Genomic DNA, 19,757 nt, shown 5'->3' with positions numbered 1-19,757 from the left:
GCAGCACGCCTTGCGACGCGCCCGGGCAATTGTGCGCGCCTATTGAATCTAACACAAGGGCGCTGCCGCCACCGAAGCCGCTGCCACCGCCCCTGCCGCCGAAGCCGCCCGCACCCGAACCCGTCACTTTCGCCGTGGCCGTGCCCGATATTACCGCGTACGACGGCAACGGCGCGCCGCTGGCGCCCATCAAGAACAAACCGGCCACCGGCACGCCGCTCGACATGCCGGCCGCCACGGCGCCGGCGCCGTCCGACGGCAATGTCCACCACATCGGCCTGCTGCTGCCGCTGCGATCGGCTTCCCTGGGCCCGGCCGCCGAATTGCTGCGCGCCGGCTTCATGGCCGCGTACGAGCGCGACCGCAGCGGCTTCGAAGTGACGGTGATCGATACGGGCGATGGCAGCAGCGACGTCCTGAACAAGTTTGCGCAAGCGCAGGAAGAACAGGACATCGTCGTGGGGCCTTTGTCGCGCTCGGCCGTCACGGCCGTGGCGAACAGCGACCTGGTGCGTAAACCGACGATTGCCCTGAACCACCCGGACAACCGCGGCGAGGCGCGCCTGCCGGCCAAGCTGCTGGTGATGGGCTTGTCGATCGAGGCGGAAGCGCGCCAGGTCGCCGCCTGGGCCGCCAGCGAACAGCCGGGCGCCAGCGCGCTGGTCCTGTCGGCCGGTTCGCCCTCGCAGCGCCGCATCAGCGCCGCCTTCAAGCAGGAATGGCTGCGCCAGGGCGGCAAGATCGAGACCATGGACTTGACGGCCACGAATGGCTACCTGAGCGATGCCGAGCTGGTGCAGCTGCGCGCGCGCCTGGCCGCTACGCCGCCGGGCCTGCTGTTTGCCGCGCTCGACGCCGACCAGGCGCGCCAGCTGCGCGTGGCCATCGGCAGCGATCTGCCCCTGTATGGCACCTCGTCCTTGAATCCCGGCGCCGGACGCGGCGCCAGCGGCCCGGAACTCGACGGTGCGCGCCTGCTGGACTTGCCATGGCAAGTGCAGCGCGACCATCCGCAAGTGATGGTGTATCCACAGCCCGAGCAGCCTGCCGAACGCCGGCTGACGGCCGACATGGAACGCCTGTACGCGCTGGGCATCGATGCCTTCCGCGTGGCGCGCGAAGTGGCGCTGCGGCCGAACGCGCCATTTACCCTCGATGGCGTGACGGGCCGCCTGGCCGTGCGCTTCGACGGTGATCAAAGCGTGTTCGAACGCACGGAACAGGCCGCCACCTACCAGCAGGGCGTGCTGGGTACCTGGCCGCCGGCCACGGCAACAACACCGGCCGCCTTGCCGCCGGCGCAATAAGGACACGCCATGCCGCCCTTCGCTTTCTGGAACAAACGGGAACGGGGACGGCAAGGGGAAGACGATGCGCTCGCGTATCTGTTGCTGCAAGGCTTGGTGCTGCTGCAACGCAACTATCTGTGCAAGGGCGGGGAACTCGACCTGATCATGCGCGACGGCGCCGCCATCGTTTTCGTCGAAGTGCGGCTGCGCAGCAGTACAGCCTACGGCGGCGCCCTGGCCAGCATCACGCCGGCCAAGCAGCGGCGCATGGTGCTGGCCGCGCAAACCTGGCTGCTGACACAAAAGACGCTGCCGCCTTGCCGCTTCGACGCGCTGGCCATCGATGGCGGGCGCATCAGCTGGCTGAAGAACATCCTCGATATGTAAGCATTTTTAACAGTGCTTGTCCGCCATGCCGCGCGCCTGCACTATAATCGGCAGACTATGAATAATCAACGCATCCTCTCGCACTTCCACGAAAGTGCCGAACTCAAGATCCAGGCCGCCACCGTACTGGCGCAACCGATTGCGCAGGCGATCGACCTGATGTTTTATGCATTGTCCAACGGCAACAAGATCCTCGCCTGCGGCAACGGCGGTTCCGCCGCCGACTGCCAGCATTTCGCGGCCGAGCTGGTCGGACGCTTCGAACGCGAGCGCTTTCCGCTGCCGGCCCTGGCGCTGACGACGGATACGTCCATCCTGACGGCCGTGGCGAACGATTACAGCTACCGCGAGATCTTCTCGAAGCAGGTGCAGGCGTTCGGCCAGGCCGGCGACATCCTGCTGGCCATCTCCACGTCGGGCAATTCGGCCAACGTGATGGCGGCCGTGGAAGCGGCGCTCGAGCGCGAAATGCGCGTCGTGGCGCTGACGGGCAAGGACGGCGGCGCCATCGGCAAGATGCTGACGGACGCCGACGTGCATATCTGCGTGCCGGCCGAGCGCACGGCGCGCATCCAGGAAGTCCATCTGACCACCATACATTGCATCTGCGACGGCATCGATGTCGCCCTATTCGGAGGAGACGTGAATGACTAAATTCGGTACTGGCCCAGGCTGGAAACGCGTACAACGCCCGCTGGCCACCGCACTGCTGTGCGGCGCCATGCTTACCTCGCTCACCGGCTGCATCGAATTGATGGTCGGCGGCGCGGTGATGGGCGGCGTGGCCGCAGCGGACCGCCGCACCCTGGGCGCGCAGACCGAAGACAAGTCGATCGCCCTGAAAGGCGAGTCGCGCATCCCCTCCATCGTGGGCGACGTGGGCCACGTGAACGTCACCAGCTTCAACCGCCGCGTCCTGCTGACGGGCGAAGTGCGCGACGAGGCGATGAAAAATGCCGTCGAGCGCGAAGTGCGCAATATCGAGGGCGTGGAATCGGTGGCGAATGAATTGATCATCGCCGGCCCGGCCAGCTATACCTCGCGCTCGAACGACGCGCTGATCACCACCAAGGTCAAGGCCAGCCTGGTCGACATGAAAACCATCTCGGCTGCCTCGTTCAAGGTCGTCACCGAGAACGCCACCGTCTTCCTGATGGGCAGAGTCACCCAGCGCGAAGGCACGGTCGCGGCCGACGTGGCGCGCGGCGTGGGCGGCGTGCAGAAAGTGGTCAAGCTGTTCGACTACATCTCGGAAGCGGAACTGAAGCAATTGCAGCCGGACCCGCCGCAGCAGCGCACGACGAGCACCGTCAGCGACACGGTACAGCAGTAAGCGCCTCCGCCATCCGACCTAGGGCGCGCCGACGATGCGGCGGCTATAATAGTCGCATCGTGGCCGCATCGCCCCGCTTTTCAAGTGAAAACCATGTCAACTTCGCCATCCGCAAGCAAGTCCTGGATCAAGCCAGCCCTGATAGCCGTCGTCGTGGCGGGCGTGGCAGCAGCCGGCTATCTGTCGTTGAATGACAAGCAAAGCGCGCCGGACGTGACCTTCCACGGCATCCATGGCGAGAAAATCACGTCAAACAGCCTGCGCGGCAAGGTGGTGATGGTCAATTTCTGGGCCACCTCGTGTACGACTTGCGTGGCGGAAATGCCGGAAATGGTCGACACCTACAACAAGTACAAGGGGCAGGGACTGGAATTCGTGGCCGTGGCCATGAAATACGATCCGGCCAACTACGTGCTGAACTTCGCCGAAACGCGCCAGCTGCCGTTCAAGGTGGCGCTCGACGTGACGGGCGAGGCGGCCAAGGCCTACGGCGACGTGGCCCTCACGCCCACCACCTTCGTCCTGGACAAACAGGGCAAGATCCTCAAGCGCTACGTAGGCAAGCCGGAATTCGCTGAACTGCACAAGCTGCTCGAATCCGCCATCGCCGGCTAAACGTCTCACATAAGCTACTGCGCGTCGCGATTTGCAGCCTGCGATGCTCACTGTGCTCAAGCACAGTTCCGCTTCTCGGCCGCAACTCACTTCCGCTCGCTACGCTTCTGTGAGGCGTTGAAGACGAGGGGAGCACCACACAAAACCCTGTTGCCAGGTGTTGCCAATCTGTTATAACCTTCCCTTGCGTGATCCCACTCACCTTGTGAAGGCCAGCCGTGTCCCCAGCCGCCCAATCGCTCGACCCGCAGCAACTGAAAACCTGGCTGCTCGCCGCCGGCAACAAGGACGCCACCGCGTTCCGCCAGCTATATAACTCCACCTCATCGAAACTGTTTGGCTTTGCGCTGCGTATATTGCATAAGCAAGAGCTCGCTGAAGAAGCCTTGCAAGAGGGGTTCGTCGCCATCTGGAACAACGCCGCCGCTTACCAGAGCCATCTGGCGGCGCCGATGACCTGGATGGCCACCATCGTGCGCAACAAGGCGTTCGATGTGCTGCGGCGCAGCGACGATACCGTGGAAATCGATGCCGAACAGTTTGATAGCGAAGTCATGAATGCACTCCGAGACCCCCAGGCCACGCCGATCGAGTCACTGCAGCTGAGCGGTGACGCCAAGGCGCTGGCGTTTTGCATGTCCGCCCTGGAAGGGCTGCACCGGCAGGTGGTCGCCCTGGCGTTCTATCACGACCTGTCGCATAGCGAAGTGGCGCAGCAGATGTCGCTGCCGATCGGCACCGTGAAGACCTGGATACGGCGCAGCCTGGAACGGCTGCGCACGTGCCTGGCGAAACGGGAGGCATCATGAATATCCGCGGCAATGACGTGCTGCGCCAGAAACTGGCGTCCGAATACGTGCTGGGCACCCTGAAAGGGGGCGCGCGGCGGCGTTTTGAAGGCTGGCTGCACAACGACGCCGACTTGCGCAATATCACGGCCGAATGGCGCCAGCGCCTGGAACCGATGGCCGAATTTGCCACGCCTGTGGCGCCGCCCAAGCGTGTCTGGCAACAGATCGAGCAGCGCCTGCACCTGCGTCCGCAGGGCGGCAAGTCCTGGCTGCGCGATTCGCTGGCGTTCTGGCGTGGCCTGGGCATGGCGTCGAGCGCCATCGCCGCGCTGCTGGTGATCGTCGTGGCCACGCGCGTGATGGATGCGCCGCAGATCAGCTATGTGGCCAGCCTGACGGACGAGAAAGCGCAAACGGCCCTGCTGCTGACGGCCGACAGCCGCCATGGGGCGCTCGAGGTGCGCATGGTCGACAACTCGCCCGTGCCGAGTGATAAGGATCTGGAACTGTGGGCCGTGCCGAAGAGCGGCAACCCACGTTCGCTCGGCTTGCTGGCAGACAAGGGCAACGTGAAACTGGCCCTGTCGCAGCGCGCCATCGGCAGCGACGTGGCCTTGCTGGCCGTCACCCTGGAGCCGAAAGGCGGTTCGCCGGATCCGAACGGACCGACGGGACCAATCTTGTACAAGGGTAACTGGGTGAAAATCTAAGCTTATTTAGGATACAGAATCATCTGCGTGCAGCGGAACAGGGCAATAGTCTTGCCCGTTTCCTTGCTTTTCACCACGGCATCCCACACTTGCGTGTTGCGGCCCTTGTGCTCGACTTTCGCCGTGCAGGTGAGCGTGCCTTCGCGGGCCGTGCCCAGGTGGTTCGATTTCAACTCGATGGTGGTGAAATTGCTCGCGCCTTCGGGCAGGTTGACGATGCAGCCATAGCCGGAAGCCGTGTCGGCCAGGGTCACCACGCTGCCCGCATGCAGGTAGCCATTCGGCGCCAGCAAGTGCGGCAGCACGGGCAATTCCGCCGTCAGCTGGCCGTCGCCCACTGCCGTGATGACGATGCCCAGGTGGCCGGGCAGGCGGCCGGTGCCGCGTTCATTCAACATTGCTACGGTGATGTCGGGATTGCTCATGCGGGTCCTTGTGCGGGTGAATCCGGACAGCGGATCTTCCGGAAAATACTATGATGATAGCAACTTTCCCCGCAGCGGTTTGGCAACCGCCTATTTCCGGCCACGCCGCCGTTTCCACCACACCAAACTGCCCGTCAGCAAGAACAGCAGCGGCATCAAACCGAAGACGGTAATGAAGGCGCGCCCGGCCACGCCGAACGCCTGGCCCGAATGCAGGGGGAATTGCCAGCCGAGGAAAACGTCGCCGGCCGGCGCCCGCAAGGGATCGCGTATGCGCAAGGGCAAGCCGCTGCGCGCGTCCAGGGTGATGCGCGTGGCGCCGTCGCCGTGGGCGATTTCGCCGGGCTGGCGCACGCGCACGTCATACGGCTGGTCCTTTTTCGCCGGCAGCACGATGCGCGACACGCGCGCCTGCGGATACAGCAGCTGCGCGGCGGCCATGGCCTGGCCCGCATCGAGCACGGCGCCGTCCTGCGCCACATTCTTCAATTTTGCCGTATCCGGCACCGTCGACACCAGCTCCACCAGCGGCACGATCAATTGCGGCAAATTGAAATAGATGCCGGAAAAGGCGAGCACAGCCAGCACGGGCGCGGCAAAGAAGCCCGCCGCCTTATGAAACGTGTAGTGAAAACGGGGCCAGGAACCGCCATGCGACACCGTCAGCGCGCGCTTGATCGCCGTCCACTGCAGGCGCGGCCACCACAGATAGATGCCGGTGAGCGCCATCAGCAGCAGCATCACGCCGGAAATCCCCGTGACCGTCTTGCCCGCGTCGCCCGACAGCAGATAGCGGTGCAAATGAAACATGCCCGACATCAACAGCGGGCGCGTGAGGCCGAAACGGCCCCAGTCTCGCTCGCCTTTGACTTGCAGGGTGTAGGGGTCGACCATCACCTGGCGCACGATGGCCTGGCTGAATGGCGACGGCTTGCCGGCCTGGCGGTACGAGGCCACGTACACGTCGCGCGCATCGGCGGGCGGATTGAGCTGGCTCGGCTTGCCGTAGGCGGGGTCGGCCGCGAGTGCGTCCACCACCGCTTGCAGCGTGCGTGGCGTCACCTGGAACACCTGGCCGGGCGCGGGCGTGCTCGCCTGCAACAAATTAGGATTCAGATACGCATCGAGTTCCGGCATCCAGGCGATGACGGACCCCGTCAAGCCCAGCAGGACGAACAGGGCGCCGAACCACAGGCCCGCATACAGGTGCAGCTTGGCTAACAGCCATGGGATCGGGCGCTTGGACATGAAGGGGGACTCTGGGAATTTTGGGCTGCGAAACGATAGCATGAAAGCCCTGCAGTGAAAATCACGTGCGGCAAGAAAGGGAAGAACCATACAACACGCTCATCAGAACGCGCGAATTGGAGGAAACCGAGCGTTTCGGCACCATCAGCGAGCGCATCGGCATCGCGGAGGAATGTTGCAAGGCATACACTTTCCCCTATACTTCATCGAAAGGAAAACCATGACCACTGCCCGCCTCTTCGCCGCCACCTTGGGCCTCGCTCTGCACCTGGGCGCCCACGCGGCCGATTTCACGGTATCGAGCACCGACATCGCCCCTGGCCAGACCCTGGCACCTGCGCAAGTGTTCCAGGGCTTCGGCTGCACGGGCGGCAACCTGGCGCCGCAGCTGTCGTGGCACGGCGCGCCGGCCGGCACCAAAAGCTACGCCGTCACCCTGTACGACCCGGACGCGCCGACGGGCAGCGGCTGGTGGCACTGGAGCGTATTCAATCTGCCCGCCGGCACCACTTCCTTGCCGGGCGGCGCCACGGCCGGCACCCTGCCAGCGGGCGCCATCCAAGGACGCAACGATTTCGGCGACAGCGCCTACGGCGGCGCCTGCCCACCGCCCGGCGACAAGGCGCACCGCTATCAGATCACGGTCTGGGCCTTGGGCGTGGACAAGCTGCCCCTGGATCAACAGGCCAGCGGCGCCATGCTCGGCTACATGCTCAACGCCAACGCGCTGGGCAAGGCACAGCTGACGGGACTGTATGGAAGATAAGATGGAAGCGGTGGCCCTGAGCGAACTGCGCATCGCCCACGGCACCATCGAGGCGCGCCGCGCGCAAACCCTGCGCCGCGTACCCGTCTTCCAGAGCGCCCTGTGCCGCGTGCGGCAGGGAGTAAAACTGCTGGAATGGGGCGCTCGCCAGGCGCGCGCCGGGACGCACGACGTGGTGCTGATGCCGGCGGGCCAGGAACTGGGCGTGGCCAACCTGCCCGGCACGCAAGGCTACCGGGCCGAAGTGCTGAGTTTTTCGCCAGCCCTGATCGCCCGTTTCCGCGCGCGCCATGGCAGCCTCGTCGATGGCCAGCTGCGCCAGGCGGCCACGGCCAGCTTGTGCGTGCCGCTCGATGACCACGCGGCGCTGGCCTGGGACCAGCTGATGGCCAGCCTGGCTGCCGGTAGCCCGCCCGCGCTGCTGGCGCACCGGGCCGAAGGCTTGCTGCTGGCCCTGGCCCTGGGCGGCCACTGCGGCCCCTTGCTGCTGGACCGCCGCGACCCGCTGGCCGCGCGCGTGCAGCAAGTGCTGCTGCTGGACCCGGCCGCCGACTGGAGCGTGGCCAAGGTCGCCAGCCAGCTGCACCTGGGCGCGTCCACGCTGCGCCGCCAGCTGGCCCTGGAACAACGTCACTTCCGCGCCATCCTGGAAGACGTGCGCCTGGGCCTGGCCTTGCAAGAATTGCAATCTGGCATCTTACCCATTGGCGACATCGCCGCCGCCTGCGGCTACGCCTCGCCCTCGCGCTTCGCGGCCCGTTTTCGCCAGCATTACGGCCTGTCGCCGCGCGACTTGCGCGCCACCCTGTAAAGTTCATCCAGCGCAAATCACGCAACAAGCGCTGACAGCGGGGCGATTTTCTTGCTACTATGCGCCCATGTCTTCCCGCCAGCCCACCCGCAAGCTTGCCCATCACGGTGCCGCCGCCCTCGCGCGCACGCCGTGGCGGCTGTGCGTGGCGCTGTTCAGTGCGCTGGCCCTCGTGTTCCTGCTGTCGACGGCCGCCTCGCACCTGCACAAGACGACCCTCGACGCGGAAGAGTGCGCGCTGTGCGCCACCGTCATCGACAAGGTGGCCGACATCGCCGTGCCGCCTGCCATCGCCGAGCCGCCCGCCCAGTTATTGCCGTACCGCCTGCTGGCCATCGCGCCCGCCACCCTGGCGCCCGCCGCCGCCCTCATCCTGCCGCCCGTGCGCGGCCCGCCTGCCGCCTCGTTGTAGTTCCCACGCTGTTTTTCCTTTTTCAGGCTGCCCCTTGTCGCGCTGTCATGCGCGCCGGGCCGCCTGGCGTTGACTATTTTGAGGTTTACCATGCAACACACACCACGCCTGAGCGCGCTGTCGCTCGCCCTTGCCAGCCTGTTCAGCTTTTCCGCCCATGCCGCCGAGCCCGCGGATGCCAGCCCGGCAGCGTCCGGCGTCGATGCTGCGCCGCAAGAGATGCAAAAAGTGGAAGTCACGTCCGCCCATTTGAAAAGCGCGCGCATCGAGCTGTCGCCGAAAGTCGGCACCACCATCTACAGCATCGACAGCCACATGGTCGACATGCTGGGCCAGGGCGACAACACGCCGTTCAATGAAGTGCTGCTGCGCCTGCCGGGCGTATCGCAGGATTCGAAGGGTTCCGGCGCCTTGCACGTGCGCGACGACCATGCCAACGTGCAATACCGCATCAATGGCGTGCAATTGCCGGAAAGCATCAGCGGCTTTGGCCAGTCGATCGACACGCGCCTGATCGACAAGACGGATTTCATGACGGGCGCCTTGCCGGCCCAGTTCGGCCTGCGCACGGCCGGCATCGTCGACATCGAAACGAAGGAGGGCGGTTTGACGCCGGGCGGGCGCATCGGCATCATGGTCGGCAGCCACGACCACGTGGAACCGAGTGCGGAATTTTTCGGCAGCGTGGGCAAGTTCAATTACTACCTGTCCGGCAGCTACCTGGGCAATTCCCTGGGCGTGGAAAACCCGCAGGACACGCGCAGCGCCCTGCACGACAAGACGCGCCAGAACAAATCGTTCGGCAGCCTGTCGTATTTCCTCGATGACAACACACGCCTGGGCGCCATGTTCGGCACGTATAACGGCCGTTTCCAGATCCCGAACAATCCGGACCAGGCGCCTGGCTTCTCGCTGGCCGGTCACAGCGATGCGCAGGCGGGCACGTCCACCTTGCCGTCGTCGCAGCTGAATGAAAACCAGCGCGAAGTGAACCGCTTCCTCGTGCTGTCGCTGCAAAAGAGCCTGGGCGACCTCAATTACCAGGTCTCCGCCTTCCACCAGTATTCGGAACTGCACTTCACGCCGGACTCCATCGGCGACCTGATCTACAACGGCGTGGCGTCGGATTCGCGCCGCGCGAACAGCGCCTCGGGTGCCCAGTTCGATATCAGCTACAAGTTGCACCAGGACCATACCGTGCGCGCCGGCCTGGCCTACACGCGCCAGAAGACGACGAGCGACAACACGGTGGCCGTGTTCCCGGCGCTGGACGGTGCGCAAAGCGCCACCACGCCGATTTCCATCGTCGACAACAGCGGCAAGACGGGCACCCTGGCCAGTTTCTACCTGCAGGATGAATGGCATATCAGCAAACCCTTGACCCTGAACTATGGCGCCCGCTTCGACAAGGTCTCGGCCTACACGAGCGAGCAGCAATGGAGTCCGCGCGTGAACCTGGCTTACCAGCTGGCGCCGGGCACGGCCCTGCACGCGGGCTATTCGCGCTACTTCACGCCGCCGCCGCAGGAACTGGCGGCGCAAGGCAGCATCGACCTGTATGCGAACACGACGAATGCGCCGGAAATCAGCCAGTCGGACAACGTCAAGGCCGAACGCACGCATTATTACGACGTGGGCATCAGCCACCAGGTGAGTCCGAAACTGACCGTGACGGCCGATGTGTACTATAAAAAGATCAGCAACCTGCTCGACGAAGGCCAGTTCGGCCAGGCATTGATCTTGACGCCGTTCAACTATGCGGATGGCTACGCCAAGGGCCTGGAATTGTCGGCCATCTACAGCGAGAAAAACTGGGGCCTGTTCCTCAACGCCAGCACGCAAAAGGCGCAGGGCCGCAACATCAATTCGGGCCAGGCCCTGTTTGGCGCCGATGAGTTGAACTACATCAGCAAGAACTATGTCTATCTCGATCATGACCAGAAATACACGCTGTCCGGCGGCGGCCATTATCACTTCGGCGATTCGCAAGTGAGCGCTGACTTCCTCTATGGCAGCGGCCTGCGCATGACACCGGATGGCGGCGCACCGAATTCCGGCCATTTGCCGAGTTACTTCACCGTCAACACGGCGCTCACGCACACGTGGAAAAATACGCCGGTCGGCAAGGTGGAAGGACGTTTGGCCCTGATCAACCTGTTCGACAAGTCCTACCTGCTGCGCGACGGTTCCGGCGTCGGCGTGGGAGCGCCGCAGTATGGCGCCCGCCGCAGCTTCTACGCAGGCCTGTCCACAAGCTTCTAAGAGTTACGCGCGAAGACAGCGGCAGGGTGCAACGCCTGCCGCTGTCGGTTGCCGTCCCGTGTCATGGCTTATCCCCAGGCGATGGCCGTCTGGCCATGCGCCTGCAAATACGCATTCGCCAGGCTGAACGGCTTGCTGCCAAAGAAACCTTTATTCGCCGACAAGGGAGATGGATGGGGCGCCGTCAGCACCAGGTGCTTGCCGGGGTCGATCAGGGACCGCTTGGCTTGCGCGTAGCCACCCCACAGGATGAAGACAAGATTGCTGCGCTCGGCGGACAGGTGGCGGATGGCGCTGTCCGTCAGCTTTTCCCAGCCCTTGCCCGCATGCGTACCGGCCGCCCCCGCGCGCACCGTCAGCACGCTGTTGAGCAAAAATACCCCTTGCTGCGCCCAGTCGGACAAATCCGTGCGCGTGCGCACGACGCCTGCGTCGCTCTGTAATTCCTTGAAAATATTCTGCAGGCTGGGCTGCGGCGGCGTACCGTCGGGGATGGAAAAGCACAGTCCCATGGCCGCGCCCGGCGTGTGATACGGGTCTTGCCCCAGGATCACGACCTTCACCTGCTCGAACGGCGTCAGGTCGAAGGCCCGGAAGATATATTTGCCGGGTGGACAGCACGGACCCGCCGCATATTCCGCCTTCACGAAGGCGGCCAGGCGTTCCCAGTAAGGTTCGGCGAAATCCGCCTCCAGCCGCGCCTTCCACGATGCGTCGATGCGTACGTCCATGCGCCACCTCATAGCTCATTTGCCAACAATACCTTTTCAGCATGCCAGTATAGGACGCTCGGCCGATGAGGCGCATACGATACGCACAGGCAAAAAAAAGCCGCCAGCGCGAGCGGGCGGCTTTGATACAGCGCAAGGTGCTTAGAAATTCAGCGCCGATTCCACGCCGGCGCTGTGCGCCTGTTCATCCGCATGGTACGAGCTGCGCACCATGGCGCCCACGGCGGCGTGGGTGAAGCCCATCTTGTACGCTTCTTCCTCGAACATTTTGAACACGTCCGGGTGCACGTAGCGGCGCACGGGCAAGTGGCTGTTCGATGGGGCCAGGTATTGGCCGATGGTCAGCATGTCGATGTCGTGCTCGCGCATGTCGCGCATGACTTGCAGGATTTCCTCGTCCGTCTCGCCCAGGCCCACCATGATGCCGGACTTGGTCTTCACGTCCGGGTACATGGCCTTGAAGTCTTTCAGCAGCTTCAGCGAATGCATGTAGTCGGAACCGGGGCGGGCTTCCTTGTACAGGCGCGGCGCCGTTTCCAGGTTGTGGTTCATGACGTCAGGCAAGCCATCCTTGAACAGGTTCAGGGCTTTTTCCAGGCGGCCGCGGAAGTCGGGCACCAGCACTTCGATGCGGGTGTTCGGCGACAGGGCGCGCGTTTGCTGGATGCACTCGACGAAATGGCCGGCGCCGCCGTCGCGCAAGTCATCGCGGTCGACGGAGGTGATGACGACGTAGTTCAGGCGCAGCTTGGCGATGGTTTTCGACAGGTTGGCCGGCTCTTCCTTGTCCAGCGGGTCCGGGCGGCCATGGCCGACGTCGCAGAACGGGCAGCGGCGCGTGCACTTGTCGCCCATGATCATGAAGGTGGCCGTGCCCTTGCCGAAGCATTCGCCGATGTTCGGGCAGCTGGCTTCCTCGCACACCGTCACGAGTTTGTTTTCGCGCAGGATGTCCTTGATTTCATAGAAGCGGGTCGATGCCGAAGCGGCCTTGACGCGGATCCAGTCCGGCTTTTTCAGGCGCTCGACTTGCTCGATCGGAATGATCTTGATCGGGATGCGCGAAGTCTTGCTGGCGCCTTTTTGCTTTTCGCTCGGGTTGTAGGCGGCGGGAGCGGCGGGGGCGGTGCTGGAAATGGTCTCAGAAGTCATGGCTGCAAGCCCTTGAGGGGCATGTTGGTTTGTTTGCTCAGGCATCCGCTGCCTGAGGCGCGCCTGCGGCGCTGTTTACTTCACTTACATCGAGTAATACGGTCAATTCGTGGGCCAGGGCCCGCTGCACGTCGGCCAGCGGCGCCAACACGCCCATGCTGCGCATGTCCACCGTCTTCAGGCCGGAATAGCCGCAAGGGTTAATCCAGGAAAACGGCGCCAGGTCCATCGCCACGTTGAGCGACACGCCATGGTAGGTGCAGCCGTTGCCGCGCACTTTCAAGCCCAGCGCGGCGATCTTCGCACCCTTGTCTGGCCCGCCGGCAATATAGATGCCAGGCGCGCCATCGATGCGCTCGCCAGCGAGATTATACGCCGCCAGCACGTTGATGATGGCTTGCTCGATTTTATGCACGAACTGGCGCGCATACAGCTTGCCGCCCGGCTTGTTGCGGCGCAAGTCCATCAGCAGGTAAATCACCACCTGGCCGGGGCCGTGGAACGTCACTTCGCCGCCACGGTCCGTCTGCACAACGGGCACATTTTCCGCGCCGGCCAGGAGGTGGCCGCGGTCGGCCGCCAGGCCCAGGGTGAATACGGGCGGATGCTCGACGACCCACAGTTCGTCGCGCGTGTCCGTCGTGCGCGCGTCGGTAAAGGCGCGCATGGCGGCAAAGGTCGGCTCGTAATCGACGCGGCCCAGCTCGCGGATCAGCGCCGTTTCGGTTCGGGTGGTGGTCATGACGGATTCTGTAATCAGCTGCCGGCGCCCTGCGGACGCTGCGGCGAAGCCGTGATTATAAGCCAGGCCGCCGTTTCATTCCGGGGCAGACTCCGGCAACAGCAGCAATCTGCCCAATTTTTGTGCAGCATGGCGTATCTGGGGTCCATTCAAGGCCGTGTAGCCGAGCAGCACGGCTGGCGCCAATTGTGCGCTGTGACAAAAATCACCGAGCGGCTGCAGCGCCAAGCCCTCGTGCGCCGCGCGCGCGCAAAACGTCCGCTCATCGCTGCCCGGCGGCAACCACAGCACGCAATGAAAACCCGCTTGCTGGCCGGAAATGGCGTAGCGCCCGGGGGCAATCTGCTCGAGGCAGGCCAGCAGCAGGTCGCGCCGCTCTTTGTAGGCCAGCCGCGCCTGGCGCAAATGGCGCACGAAAGCGCCATCCTCCATCCAGGCAGACAGCGCCAGCTGCTCCGTCACGCCCACGGACCTGCCCGTCAACTGCAGGGTGCGCAGCAACTGCGGCCGCAAGGCGGGCGGCAGCACCATAAAGCCCACGCGCAGGCCGGCAAACAGGGTCTTGTTAAAACTGCCACAGTAAATCACGCGCTGGTACTGGTCCAGCGCCTTCAAGGCTGCCAGCGGCGCGCTCTGGTAATTGAATTCGCTGTCGTAATCGTCTTCCAGCACCCACGCGCCATGGTCGTTCGCCCATTCCAGCAAGGCCAGGCGGCGCGTGACGGACATGGTCACGCCCAGCGGCGACTGGTGCGCCGGCGTCACGTAGGCGAGGCGGGCATCCGCGTGCGCGGCCAGGGCGGCGCCATCGATGCCCTCGGCGTCGACGGCAATGTCCACCGGCACGGCGCCCGCGAGGGCGAACAGGGCGCGCGCGGCCGGATAGCCCGGTTCTTCCAGGCACACCTTGTCGCCCTCGCGCACGATGCTGCGCGCCAGCAAGTCGATCGCGTGGCGGATGCCGGTCGTGACAAGGATGTCTTGCGGGTCGCAGCGCACGCCGCGGTACTTGGCGAGGAAATCGGCGATCTGCTGGCGCAGTTCGGGCAAGCCGGCGGGATCGGCGCTGCACAGCTGCTCCGGCGTGGCCGCGGCCAGCGCCCGCGTGGCGCACTTGGACCAGGCGGCCATGGGGAACAGGCTGGCGTCGGCGCGCCGCGCCACGAAGGGCAAGCCGTCGCGCACGCCCGTATCAGAAGCAGGCGCGGGCGCCACGGCCAGCGGGGCGGGAACGGCGTCGCCCAGGCCCGCCATCAGGAAGCGCTCCGGCACGACGGCGCACACGCGCGTGCCGGAACCGGGCACGCGCGTCACGTACGCTTCCGCGTGCAGGCGGTCGAACACGGTTTCGATGGTGCCGCGTGACAACTCCCACCGTTCCGCCAGGGTGCGGCTGGATGGCAAACGGCTGCCCGCCGGCAACATCTTCGTCAGGATGGCCGAGCGCAGCGCTTCATACGCGCCATCCTGCTTGTTGACGCCCGCCTTGTCGAGCCAGCTGGTGGGGCGAGGCAAGTCCAGGGCGTGCGGTGATTTTCCTCGCGGCATAATAATCGTCCAAGTGGTCCAATGAATTTTCTGATGACTGGCACTTCGCATTACACCACAAACATTCTACTCTCACCGTTCCGGTGCGCCAGCGGGGCGCACGCTTGCCTGGATCGTGTAAAACAATGCAGAAACAAATCGCTTTATGGGCCTGGGGCGGCATCGTGCTGCTGCTGGTCTGCCTGTCGCGCATCAGCATCGACATCTATCTGCCTTCGCTGCCGGCCATGGCCGATGCCCTGCATGCCAGCGACGCGCAGCTGCAACTGACCCTGAGCCTGTTCATGGCCGGCTCGGCCGCTTCGATGCTCGCGTGCGGGCCGCTGGCCGACCGCTACGGACGCCGCCCCGTGCTGCTGGCCGGCACGGGCATTTTTGTGCTCGCCAGCATCGTCTGCACCGTGACTTCCGACGTGCACGTGCTGATCGCCGCGCGCGTGCTGCAGGCCTTCGGCGGTTGCAGCGGCACCATCATCGGCCGGGTGATGGTGCGCGACCGCTTCGATCCCGCCACGCAGGCGCGCATGCTGGGCAAAATATCGATGGCGATGGGTTTGTCGCCGATCCTGGCGCCGCTGGCTGGCAGCGTGCTCGACGCGGCGTTCGGCTGGCGCGCCGTGTTTGGCGTGCTGTGCCTGCTGGGAGCGCTGTCGCTGGGGCTGATCGCTGCGTATGTGCCGGAAACCAGGCCGGCCAGCGTCGTGCCACAGGGCAATACCCTGGCGCTGTACCGCCGCCTGCTGGGCGACGCGTATTTCCTGCGCTATGCGCTGGCCATCGCTTGTGTATATTGCACGTATTTCCCGTTCATCGCGGAATCGTCCGTGCTGTTGCAAAGGGGCATGCATCTGTCGCCGCATGCATATGCGCTGGTGTTCGCGCTGACGGTCAGCGGCTATATCGCGGGATCGAGCCTGTTTCGCGCGCTGGGACCGCGCCTGGGCGCCGATTACCTGCTGGGCGTGGCGGTGCTGATCAATGTGGCGGGTGCGGCCAGCTTGTTGTTGGCGGGTACGTTGGCGCCGCGGCACGTGGCGTCGCTGGTGGCGCCCATGCTGCTGGTGATGGTGTCGGTGGGCATGGCCATTCCCGCCTGCCAGCTGGCCGTGCTGCAGCCGTACGGCGACCAGGCGGGCAGCGCCTCGGGCCTGTTCTTCTTCGTGCAGATGCTCATCACGGCCGCCTGCGGCGCCGTCATCGCCGCCATCACGGACGGCAGCGCACAACCGCTGCTGTGGGTAACGGCGGCGGCCAGCGCGGCCTTTGCCGCCGTCTGGCTGCTCACGAAGAGCCGGGCCAGCGTGGCGGCAGCCAGCCTTACATGACGATCTTGACCATCGGGTGGCCCGACAGCGCCATGTACAGGGCGTCGAGCTGCTCGCGGCTGATGGCGCGCACGGTGACGGTCAGGCCCGTGTAATTGCCCTTGCCCGATGGGCGCTCTTCCATGCGGCCTGCGTGGAAGGTCGGATCGTGGCTGATCACCAGTTCCAGCATGGTCGGCGCGAAATCGACATGCGTCGGGCCCATGATCTTGATGGGGAAATCGCTCGGGTATTCGATCAGCGATTCGCTGGGAGGAATCGTCACTTCGGTGGGTGGGGTGGTTTGCATGGGAAATCCAATCAGTGCCGGTCAGAACAGACGGCGCGGCGCATGGCGCGCGGCGGCTGCAGAAAGGCGTATTGTAGCCAACTTTGGCGGCGCCTGCGCCCGCCGCCATGGCGCCAGGGGCGCGGAAAAAAAAAGCCAGCTTTGTAAGCTGGCGAAAACTATTTCGTTTGGACAAAATAGCCGGAAAATCGGTGCTGTCAGCCGCGCAGGCATTGCGCTGTGCTGCAATGACTCCACTGTAGACAAAACACCGCGGCTTGACCGCTGAAATGTGACGAACTGTCGGTTTGGCGGCTTGAACGTCGATAATCCATGACCGGACGGACAGGCAGCCAGCGCCAGCGGCCAGTTCAGCGCTCCGCTTCCTGCATCCGGCCATTACGGCCGGGGCCGCCGCGCTCATTGCCCCGGTCATTGTTCCGCTCACGTGGCGGCCCGCTGCGTTCGCCCCCGCGCGCCTCCTGTGCCGGACGCGCCACAGGAGCCGGCATCGGCGGCGGCGCGGGCCGCGGCTGGGCCACGGGCGGTGGCGCAGGCATGGCAGGCGGCGGCGCCGTCTGCAGCACTTCGCGGCGGCCGCCACGCTCCCAGCGGTTGCCGTCCGGGCGCTGCACCTCGGCAGGACGCTCGATGGCGGGGCGCGGCTGCGGCCGCTCGGCGCGGGGCCGCTGTTCGCCACGCCAGCCGGGGTGCGCCACCGGGTCTTGCACGGGCGGCAAGGAAGGCGCCGCCGGCATCACGGGCTGGGCCGGTATCGGCGGCTGCGGCGGCTGCGGCGGCTGGACTGGCACGGGCGGCCGGTTCGGCTGCATGGGACGCGGCGCCAGGTGCGTCTGGCCATCGTCCGTCTGCAAACGGCCAGGACGGTTGCCCCAGTCGCGCCGGAAACCATCTTGCTGGCGCGGCGCATCGGCGGGACGCTGCCAGTTGCCCGCCGGCGCAGGCGGCGTGCTCAAGGGCATGCTTTGCAGCACGGGCGCCGGCATGATGGTGCGGTTGCGGCGTGGCACGTCCACCGTGCGCGCGCCGCCAAAACGCTCGCCCGGCAGCATCGTCATGCCTTCACGGCGTTCGCGCTCGCCCATCACGGAACGGCGCCCGTCGGCGACGCGGTTGAGGCGGCGTTCATACTCGGCACTGCTGCGGTAGCCAGGCACGTAGCGCTCGTGCGGCGACAGGGGAAACCAGCCCACGCCCGGCTGCTGGCCGTGGCCGGTCCCGTGATTGCCGCCGACCCAGCCCACCAGGGCCGGCGCCCAGGGCACGCGGCCGCGCTCGCGGCCCGGCGCCCAGCCCCAGCGCTGGCCCAGCAGCACCCAGCGGCCGTAATGCGAGGGCGCATAGCCCCACGGCGCATTGTCGACCCAAGTCCAGCCCCACGGCGCGATCCACGTCCAGCGCCCGTCGCTGTACGGCGCCCAGCCGGCCGGTACCGTGCTGGGCAGCCACAGGGGGCCGTATTCCGCGTTGTCCTGCCAGGCGCCATAGCGGTCCAGCTCTTCATAGCCGGTCGTATCGTCCGTGACATAGCGCAAGGCCGGCGCGGCGGCGGGCAAGGCTTCGGGCCAGTTGTCGAAGGCGATCCTCTGCAAGGCGCCCGTGCGCAATTCCTCGTCCGTCAATTCGGCGCGCTTGCCTGCACGCAAGGTGACGCTGCCCGTCGCGCCATCCACGTCGGCCGCGCCTTCGAGCACGCTGACGACGCTGGTGCCGGGCTGGCGCCCCGCCTCGATGCGCACCCAGCCCGGCTGGGTCAGGATCACGCGGGCCTGGGCCGTGGTCAGCTCGAAGCCGCGCAGCGCGTCGGGATTGCGCACGCGCACGCTGACCGTGCCATAGCCGAGGTGCAATTTGAAACTGTCGTCATCGAGCTCGCTCACTTCCAGCTCGGAATCGCCATCGAGGCGCACGGCGGCCGCGCCCACGCGCAATTCCGCCAGCGCGCCGCGCAAAGTGGTCAAGCGGTTATCCGTCGTGACGGGCCAGTTCAGCAGGGCATGTTGCGCCTCGCCCTCGCCGGCGCGCACCAGCACCTGCCCTTCGACGGTGGAAATGCGCGCCACGCGGGCGGGCGGGTCCTGCGCCAGGGCCAGGGAGCACGCCGACGACAGCAGCACGGCGCACACGGTGTTCAAGAAGGGGGAAGACAGGGTCGGACGCATGGCAGCGCTCCAGGCAGGACGGACAGAGATGAAAGGTAGACAACACCCCGATTACAGTCCTATCGGGCGGGCATCGCAAGCGGGCTTACAAATGTTTGCATCTTGATCTGGCTCAGGACGCCGTCTGGCCGCCGCGCTTGACGAAAAACAGGGCGGCGCCGACGGCCATCAGCAAGCCGCCAAAGAAGCGGTTCTGCTTTTTCACGGCGCGCGCGTCGCGGAAGAAGCGCTGCATCGAGGACGCTAAAAAGGCGTAGCTGTGCATGACGATCTGGTCGATCGTGCACATGGTGACGGCCAGGATCAGCAATTGCGGCAGCAGCGGCGACGTCGGGCTGATGAATTGCGGCAACACCGCCACCATGAAGATGATGCCCTTCGGATTCGTCACGTTGGTCAGGAAACCCGTCAGCACGCGCCGGCGCATGGACGGCACCACGGCGTCCGCATGCAGGTCGCCCGTCACGGCCACCTTGGCGCGCCATTGCGACAGGCCCAGGTAGATCAAATACAGCGCGCCCACCGTCTTGACGATATTGAACGCCACTTCGGAGGCCAGCAGCAGGGAGCCCACGCCGGCGCCCGCGATGCCCAGCACCACCAGCAGGCCCAGCTGCAGGCCGAGAATCGTGGCGCTGGCCTTTTTCACCCCGTAGGACAGGCCGTGCGACATCGACAGCACGGCGCCCGAACCGGGCGAGACGGCGATGATGGAGGCGGCGATGACAAAGGTGATCCAGGTGGCAAAGGGCATGCGGT

21 protein-coding genes are annotated in these 19,757 nt (G+C 65.4%); 12 read left to right on the top strand and 9 right to left on the bottom strand.

What is annotated here, in order from left to right:
• Window positions 1-140 precede the first annotated feature (140 nt).
• The 7 genes from VPH40_RS13510 to VPH40_RS13480 all read left to right on the top strand — a co-directional run bounded on the left by VPH40_RS13510 (window position 141) and on the right by VPH40_RS13480 (window position 5,125).
• The gene (locus VPH40_RS13510) at window positions 141-1,307 is read left to right on the top strand and encodes a penicillin-binding protein activator (protein WP_328573661.1); all 1,167 of its coding nucleotides are present in this window, start codon (window positions 141-143) and stop codon (window positions 1,305-1,307) included.
• Between the two features lie 9 nt (window positions 1,308-1,316).
• Window positions 1,317-1,676: a YraN family protein gene (locus tag VPH40_RS13505; RefSeq protein ID WP_099666026.1), complete on the top strand. Its 360-nt coding sequence runs from the start codon at window positions 1,317-1,319 to the stop codon at window positions 1,674-1,676.
• A 57-nt stretch (window positions 1,677-1,733) separates the two neighbouring features.
• Window positions 1,734-2,330: a phosphoheptose isomerase gene (locus VPH40_RS13500; protein WP_034752465.1), complete on the top strand. Its 597-nt coding sequence runs from the start codon at window positions 1,734-1,736 to the stop codon at window positions 2,328-2,330.
• Window positions 2,323-3,009 (top strand): BON domain-containing protein, encoded by a 687-nt coding sequence (locus tag VPH40_RS13495; RefSeq protein ID WP_077398288.1) that lies wholly within the window; start codon window positions 2,323-2,325, stop codon window positions 3,007-3,009. The genes VPH40_RS13500 and VPH40_RS13495 overlap by 8 nt, the downstream gene beginning before the upstream one ends.
• A 93-nt stretch (window positions 3,010-3,102) precedes the next feature.
• Window positions 3,103-3,624: a peroxiredoxin family protein gene (locus VPH40_RS13490; RefSeq protein ID WP_251349675.1), complete on the top strand. Its 522-nt coding sequence runs from the start codon at window positions 3,103-3,105 to the stop codon at window positions 3,622-3,624.
• Window positions 3,625-3,842: 218 nt separating this feature from the next.
• Window positions 3,843-4,433, top strand: a complete 591-nt coding sequence (locus tag VPH40_RS13485) for a sigma-70 family RNA polymerase sigma factor (RefSeq protein ID WP_077398290.1) — start codon at window positions 3,843-3,845, stop codon at window positions 4,431-4,433.
• Window positions 4,430-5,125 (top strand): anti-sigma factor, encoded by a 696-nt coding sequence (locus VPH40_RS13480; protein ID WP_328573660.1) that lies wholly within the window; start codon window positions 4,430-4,432, stop codon window positions 5,123-5,125. Before VPH40_RS13485 ends, VPH40_RS13480 begins: the two co-directional genes overlap by 4 nt.
• Before the next feature lie 2 nt (window positions 5,126-5,127).
• Here the strand turns inward: VPH40_RS13480 and VPH40_RS13475 are convergent, their stop codons facing one another.
• Both VPH40_RS13475 and VPH40_RS13470 read right to left on the bottom strand, forming a co-directional pair.
• Window positions 5,128-5,550, bottom strand: a complete 423-nt coding sequence (locus tag VPH40_RS13475) for a PaaI family thioesterase (protein ID WP_076564607.1) — start codon at window positions 5,548-5,550, stop codon at window positions 5,128-5,130.
• Window positions 5,551-5,640: 90 nt separating this feature from the next.
• Window positions 5,641-6,798 (bottom strand): PepSY-associated TM helix domain-containing protein, encoded by a 1,158-nt coding sequence (locus VPH40_RS13470; RefSeq protein WP_328573659.1) that lies wholly within the window; start codon window positions 6,796-6,798, stop codon window positions 5,641-5,643.
• A 220-nt stretch (window positions 6,799-7,018) separates the two neighbouring features.
• Here VPH40_RS13470 and VPH40_RS13465 point away from each other — a divergent pair, with 220 nt between their 5' ends.
• The 4 genes from VPH40_RS13465 to VPH40_RS13450 all read left to right on the top strand — a co-directional run bounded on the left by VPH40_RS13465 (window position 7,019) and on the right by VPH40_RS13450 (window position 11,049).
• A complete protein-coding gene (locus VPH40_RS13465; protein ID WP_099666021.1) occupies window positions 7,019-7,564 on the top strand; it encodes a YbhB/YbcL family Raf kinase inhibitor-like protein in 546 nt (181 codons plus the stop codon).
• Window positions 7,554-8,375, top strand: coding sequence for a helix-turn-helix transcriptional regulator (locus tag VPH40_RS13460; RefSeq protein WP_328573658.1), 822 nt, complete (start codon window positions 7,554-7,556; stop codon window positions 8,373-8,375). Before VPH40_RS13465 ends, VPH40_RS13460 begins: the two co-directional genes overlap by 11 nt.
• A gap of 67 nt (window positions 8,376-8,442) precedes the next feature.
• A complete protein-coding gene (locus tag VPH40_RS13455) occupies window positions 8,443-8,787 on the top strand; it encodes a hypothetical protein (protein WP_328573657.1) in 345 nt (114 codons plus the stop codon).
• A 90-nt stretch (window positions 8,788-8,877) separates the two neighbouring features.
• Window positions 8,878-11,049 carry a TonB-dependent receptor gene (locus VPH40_RS13450; protein ID WP_328573656.1) on the top strand — a complete coding sequence of 724 codons (2,172 nt, stop codon included), beginning with the start codon at window positions 8,878-8,880 and terminating at the stop codon, window positions 11,047-11,049.
• Window positions 11,050-11,117: 68 nt separating this feature from the next.
• Here the strand turns inward: VPH40_RS13450 and VPH40_RS13445 are convergent, their stop codons facing one another.
• The 4 genes from VPH40_RS13445 to pdxR form a co-directional block, all read right to left on the bottom strand.
• Entirely contained in the window at window positions 11,118-11,780 is a 663-nt protein-coding gene (locus tag VPH40_RS13445) for a uracil-DNA glycosylase (RefSeq protein WP_328573655.1), read from the bottom strand.
• Window positions 11,781-11,921: 141 nt separating this feature from the next.
• Window positions 11,922-12,932 (bottom strand): lipoyl synthase, encoded by a 1,011-nt coding sequence (gene lipA, locus VPH40_RS13440; protein WP_077398299.1) that lies wholly within the window; start codon window positions 12,930-12,932, stop codon window positions 11,922-11,924.
• Between the two features lie 37 nt (window positions 12,933-12,969).
• Window positions 12,970-13,674: a lipoyl(octanoyl) transferase LipB gene (gene lipB, locus VPH40_RS13435; protein WP_099666016.1), complete on the bottom strand. Its 705-nt coding sequence runs from the start codon at window positions 13,672-13,674 to the stop codon at window positions 12,970-12,972.
• Between the two features lie 75 nt (window positions 13,675-13,749).
• The gene (gene pdxR, locus VPH40_RS13430; RefSeq protein WP_289906063.1) at window positions 13,750-15,222 is read right to left on the bottom strand and encodes a MocR-like pyridoxine biosynthesis transcription factor PdxR; all 1,473 of its coding nucleotides are present in this window, start codon (window positions 15,220-15,222) and stop codon (window positions 13,750-13,752) included.
• Between the two features lie 125 nt (window positions 15,223-15,347).
• Here pdxR and VPH40_RS13425 point away from each other — a divergent pair, with 125 nt between their 5' ends.
• Window positions 15,348-16,547 (top strand): multidrug effflux MFS transporter, encoded by a 1,200-nt coding sequence (locus tag VPH40_RS13425; RefSeq protein WP_328573654.1) that lies wholly within the window; start codon window positions 15,348-15,350, stop codon window positions 16,545-16,547.
• Here the strand turns inward: VPH40_RS13425 and VPH40_RS13420 are convergent.
• The 3 genes from VPH40_RS13420 to VPH40_RS13410 form a co-directional block, all read right to left on the bottom strand.
• Window positions 16,540-16,836 (bottom strand): DUF493 family protein, encoded by a 297-nt coding sequence (locus VPH40_RS13420; protein ID WP_070257888.1) that lies wholly within the window; start codon window positions 16,834-16,836, stop codon window positions 16,540-16,542. The two genes, VPH40_RS13425 and VPH40_RS13420, sit on opposite strands and share 8 nt — an antisense overlap.
• 350 nt (window positions 16,837-17,186) lie before the next feature.
• Window positions 17,187-18,998 carry a DUF6600 domain-containing protein gene (locus tag VPH40_RS13415; RefSeq protein WP_328573653.1) on the bottom strand — a complete coding sequence of 604 codons (1,812 nt, stop codon included), beginning with the start codon at window positions 18,996-18,998 and terminating at the stop codon, window positions 17,187-17,189.
• Between the two features lie 112 nt (window positions 18,999-19,110).
• Window positions 19,111-19,752 (bottom strand): LysE family transporter, encoded by a 642-nt coding sequence (locus tag VPH40_RS13410; RefSeq protein ID WP_099666012.1) that lies wholly within the window; start codon window positions 19,750-19,752, stop codon window positions 19,111-19,113.
• Between the last annotated feature and the right edge of the window lie 5 nt (window positions 19,753-19,757).

It is taken from the genome of Janthinobacterium sp. P210005, from assembly GCF_036231865.1.
GTDB lineage: Bacteria > Pseudomonadota > Gammaproteobacteria > Burkholderiales > Burkholderiaceae_D > Janthinobacterium > Janthinobacterium kumbetense.
The sequence above is the reverse complement of the archived record's forward strand: the minus strand, read 5'-3'. Positions and strand labels throughout refer to the sequence as shown.

Excerpts from the sequence above, each read along its gene's own strand:
- VPH40_RS13465 (WP_099666021.1), top strand. The coding sequence starts at position 7,019 with ATGACCACTGCCCGCCTCTTCGCCGCCACCTTGGGCCTCGCTCTGCAC.
- VPH40_RS13445 (WP_328573655.1), bottom strand. The coding sequence starts at position 11,780 with ATGGACGTACGCATCGACGCATCGTGGAAGGCGCGGCTGGAGGCGGAT.
- VPH40_RS13460 (WP_328573658.1), top strand. The coding sequence starts at position 7,554 with ATGGAAGATAAGATGGAAGCGGTGGCCCTGAGCGAACTGCGCATCGCC.
- VPH40_RS13490 (WP_251349675.1), top strand. The coding sequence starts at position 3,103 with ATGTCAACTTCGCCATCCGCAAGCAAGTCCTGGATCAAGCCAGCCCTG.
- pdxR (WP_289906063.1), bottom strand. The coding sequence starts at position 15,222 with ATGCCGCGAGGAAAATCACCGCACGCCCTGGACTTGCCTCGCCCCACC.
- VPH40_RS13475 (WP_076564607.1), bottom strand. The coding sequence starts at position 5,550 with ATGAGCAATCCCGACATCACCGTAGCAATGTTGAATGAACGCGGCACC.
- VPH40_RS13455 (WP_328573657.1), top strand. The coding sequence starts at position 8,443 with ATGTCTTCCCGCCAGCCCACCCGCAAGCTTGCCCATCACGGTGCCGCC.
- VPH40_RS13500 (WP_034752465.1), top strand. The coding sequence starts at position 1,734 with ATGAATAATCAACGCATCCTCTCGCACTTCCACGAAAGTGCCGAACTC.
- VPH40_RS13425 (WP_328573654.1), top strand. The coding sequence starts at position 15,348 with ATGCAGAAACAAATCGCTTTATGGGCCTGGGGCGGCATCGTGCTGCTG.
- VPH40_RS13480 (WP_328573660.1), top strand. The coding sequence starts at position 4,430 with ATGAATATCCGCGGCAATGACGTGCTGCGCCAGAAACTGGCGTCCGAA.
- lipA (WP_077398299.1), bottom strand. The coding sequence starts at position 12,932 with ATGACTTCTGAGACCATTTCCAGCACCGCCCCCGCCGCTCCCGCCGCC.
- VPH40_RS13410 (WP_099666012.1), bottom strand. The coding sequence starts at position 19,752 with ATGCCCTTTGCCACCTGGATCACCTTTGTCATCGCCGCCTCCATCATC.
- VPH40_RS13450 (WP_328573656.1), top strand. The coding sequence starts at position 8,878 with ATGCAACACACACCACGCCTGAGCGCGCTGTCGCTCGCCCTTGCCAGC.
- VPH40_RS13505 (WP_099666026.1), top strand. The coding sequence starts at position 1,317 with ATGCCGCCCTTCGCTTTCTGGAACAAACGGGAACGGGGACGGCAAGGG.
- VPH40_RS13470 (WP_328573659.1), bottom strand. The coding sequence starts at position 6,798 with ATGTCCAAGCGCCCGATCCCATGGCTGTTAGCCAAGCTGCACCTGTAT.
- VPH40_RS13415 (WP_328573653.1), bottom strand. The coding sequence starts at position 18,998 with ATGCGTCCGACCCTGTCTTCCCCCTTCTTGAACACCGTGTGCGCCGTG.
- lipB (WP_099666016.1), bottom strand. The coding sequence starts at position 13,674 with ATGACCACCACCCGAACCGAAACGGCGCTGATCCGCGAGCTGGGCCGC.
- VPH40_RS13420 (WP_070257888.1), bottom strand. The coding sequence starts at position 16,836 with ATGCAAACCACCCCACCCACCGAAGTGACGATTCCTCCCAGCGAATCG.
- VPH40_RS13495 (WP_077398288.1), top strand. The coding sequence starts at position 2,323 with ATGACTAAATTCGGTACTGGCCCAGGCTGGAAACGCGTACAACGCCCG.